Annotated in this window: 2 protein-coding genes; both read left to right on the top strand. The window is 34.5% G+C overall.

Annotated features, from left to right (window positions below; genetic code table 11):
- Window positions 1-226 precede the first annotated feature (226 nt).
- Complete coding sequence (locus QHH19_07280; GenBank protein ID MDH7518122.1) at window positions 227-1,315, top strand: RsmB/NOP family class I SAM-dependent RNA methyltransferase; 1,089 nt, start codon at window positions 227-229, stop codon at window positions 1,313-1,315.
- 97 nt (window positions 1,316-1,412) lie between these two features.
- On the top strand, window positions 1,413-1,958 hold a 546-nt coding region (locus QHH19_07275), incomplete at its 3' end, for a CorA family divalent cation transporter (protein ID MDH7518121.1).

Genomic DNA, 1,958 nt, shown 5'->3' with positions numbered 1-1,958 from the left:
TATAACGAATATCCTCCTGTTTTGATAGAACACCATCAAGCAGATCAGCAAGCTTTTTTTCATCCTGAAACGCCTGCTTACCTATGCTCTCTATACTAACCTTATTTTTGTTATCAAACAAAGCCATCGAGAAATGAGAATAAAAAACATAGTTATATATTTAATGCACTGCCCCTATAACCCCCTAAAAACTTATTATCCTGTTTTTCTATAGGTAGAAGATAAGATGATAAACAAAATCGCAACAAAAATAATAGATAAATATCTGGAAAAAGGCAATATGAGCAGGTGCCTAAGAGATATACTACCATCATCCAATTTAACACTAGAACAAAGGGATAATGTCGCCGAAATTGTTCACGACGTAGTAAGATGGAAAAAACTATATGACTATATCATAAAAGAAAGGGGTATCAAAAAACTCCCAGAAACCTATGTACAACTCGCTGTTGTAAAAGCCCAAATGGTATCAAAACCTCTTCCTTTTGATTACAAATATTCATGCTCTGAATATGTAGCAAAAATTCTAAAAAAACGTGAGTCTCTAGCAGAATATTTAAACGAAAGACCACCAACAACACTATGTGTAAACCTCAACAAGAGTAACAAAGAGGAGATCATAAAAACGCTTTATGAAGAAAAACTACCTGCGATGCAATCAAAACTTGAGACAGCAGTTTTAACAACATCAAATGGTAGATACTCCTCTGCCATAAAAAACAGGTACGCCCATGTACAGGATGAAAGCAGTCAACTCATATCGTATATGGCAGTAAAACTAGGTAATAGTATACTGGATTTTTGTGCTGGTAACGGTGGCAAATCGCTGTCAATGGCGTCGATAACAAAAAACAAGAAAACATTGCATGCTTACGATGTAAACCAGAAGAAACGAGTTACTATCAAACAGAGAGCCATGGAATACAACGCAAACATCATAGTAGAAGATGAACTACCAAGAAAAAAGTTTGATGTAACACTTGTTGACGCACCCTGTACAGGTATTGGTGCTGCACGTAGAAACCCAGAAGCAAAATACGTAGAAGAACCAGGTGATTTCCCAAAGACTCAACTTGATATACTAGAAAATGCTGCAAAAACAGTAAACGAAGAAGGTTTTATTTTATATTCAGTTTGCACTATAACACCAGAAGAAACAAGAGATGTTGTAGAAACTTTTTCAAAACAAAACCAGTTTAAAATCGTTGGTTTAAACAAAAACCCTTATTCAAAATTTCTAATTAAAAACAAATATGGTGCTTTCACCAACATTCCAGGTGGTGATCTTTTCTTCGTGTCAATACTGCAAAAATAGAATCTTTTATGTAACTAATATAAACCCTCTAACTTTATATGTACAATAACTATTTCTGGTAAAACTAGAATGGTTTTGTTCGTTGGGTGATAACTTTATGGGTGAGGCTGAAAAAACACAGAAAAATGCTTTTTACGTATCCTTATCAAAAGACGGTGTCACAACCAAGGTTGAAAGTGATAACGTTTCTGATATAGTAAAACTCCTAAAAGAAGATGCGCTTGAATGGATGGATTTCACTGTAGAAAACATAAATGAGGATAGCTATTTTATAGCCTCTTCTTTAAGATTCAGCCTTCAACTTATTGCAACTGTGCTATCAAACCAATGTTCTGCCTACGAAGACCTTGAAACCGAACTTGGAATTATGGTTCCTGCTGCACGGGTCACAAAATTTGATGTAAAAGTCTATCCGCTCGTTATCCTTATTAGAAAAAATCTTATTGTTACTATTCACCCAAAAGAAGTCATACGCCTACAGAAAATTTACAGATACGCTGATATATTTATGAAAAAAATCAGGCAAGATTTACCATGGAATGACAAACTAACAATTCTGTTGACAAGAATATTAGATGAAAACAACGAAAAAAACTTCAATGGACTGAGAAAAATAGAGGAAGAAGGAGATGAACTTGGTAAA

The organism is Candidatus Thermoplasmatota archaeon, assembly GCA_029907305.1.
GTDB lineage: Archaea > Thermoplasmatota > E2 > DHVEG-1 > DHVEG-1 > JARYMC01.
The sequence above is the reverse complement of the archived record's forward strand: the minus strand, read 5'-3'. Positions and strand labels throughout refer to the sequence as shown.

Bases quoted from the DNA above. Each gene is read 5' to 3' on its own strand.
- QHH19_07280 (MDH7518122.1), top strand. From the start codon at position 227: ATGATAAACAAAATCGCAACAAAAATAATAGATAAATATCTGGAAAAA.